Raw genomic sequence first — 657 nt, 5'->3', positions numbered from 1 at the left:
CGACGCCGCAGTCATCAACGACCCCGACCCCGGACCGGCATAAATCTTCGCCGACGTAACCTCCGGCGGAAGCATCCCGAAATCAAACATCCTTGGCTCCTTAACCCGTCGCGGCCGCGTTGGCCGCCTCAGTCACCGCGTAGGACCCGGAGCTCATGCTCAGGGTGTTGACGAACATCTCGTGAATCGCCGACGCCTGGCCGCTCACGGCCTGATACATCTGGCCGTGCGCACAGAACTGCGCCGCGGTCAGTGCCGATACCTCGTCAGCGGCCGCCGGCACCACCCCCGTCGTCGGGGCTGCCGCCGCGGCGTTCTGCGCATTCAGCGCCGCGCCAATGCTTTGCAAGTTGCCCGCGGCCGCGGCCAGCGCCTCCGGCTGCGTCGTGACAAACGACATCTGAAAATCCCTCCCTGCTCCTAGGCCCGGCGGCCTTCGGAGAACGGTCCGCGGGCGGGCGTACCGCACGCATGGCTTACTGCTGAGATTAAGTGGGTCACGCGCTGCCTCGCCTCCCTAGTGCCGAGTGTTCATTCGTGTACAACTTCCGTTCACCTGGCCTTTCCTTATCCGGCCGAGGGTGGTCGGGTGAGCACGCTGTAGCGGAATCCGTATTTGTGCGAGTAGCCCGCGGCGGCGCCGGCGCGGCGGCCCAT

Annotated in this window: 2 protein-coding genes; both read right to left on the bottom strand. The window is 66.2% G+C overall.

Annotated elements, in window-relative coordinates; genetic code table 11:
- On the bottom strand, positions 1-90 hold a 90-nt coding region (locus WU80_RS25700), incomplete at its 3' end, for a PPE domain-containing protein (protein ID WP_156349776.1).
- Between the two features lie 10 nt (positions 91-100).
- Entirely contained in the window at positions 101-400 is a 300-nt protein-coding gene (locus tag WU80_RS24800) for a PE family protein (RefSeq protein WP_055405702.1), read from the bottom strand.
- Positions 401-657 lie beyond the last annotated feature (257 nt).

It is taken from the genome of Mycobacterium sp. UM_11 (assembly GCF_001414075.1).
Taxonomy (GTDB): domain Bacteria; phylum Actinomycetota; class Actinomycetes; order Mycobacteriales; family Mycobacteriaceae; genus Mycobacterium.
The sequence above is the reverse complement of the archived record's forward strand: the minus strand, read 5'-3'. Positions and strand labels throughout refer to the sequence as shown.

What these genes read in the sequence shown, in the direction of transcription:
- WU80_RS24800 (WP_055405702.1), bottom strand. Translation starts at nt 400, where the DNA reads ATGTCGTTTGTCACGACGCAGCCGGAGGCGCTGGCCGCGGCCGCGGGC.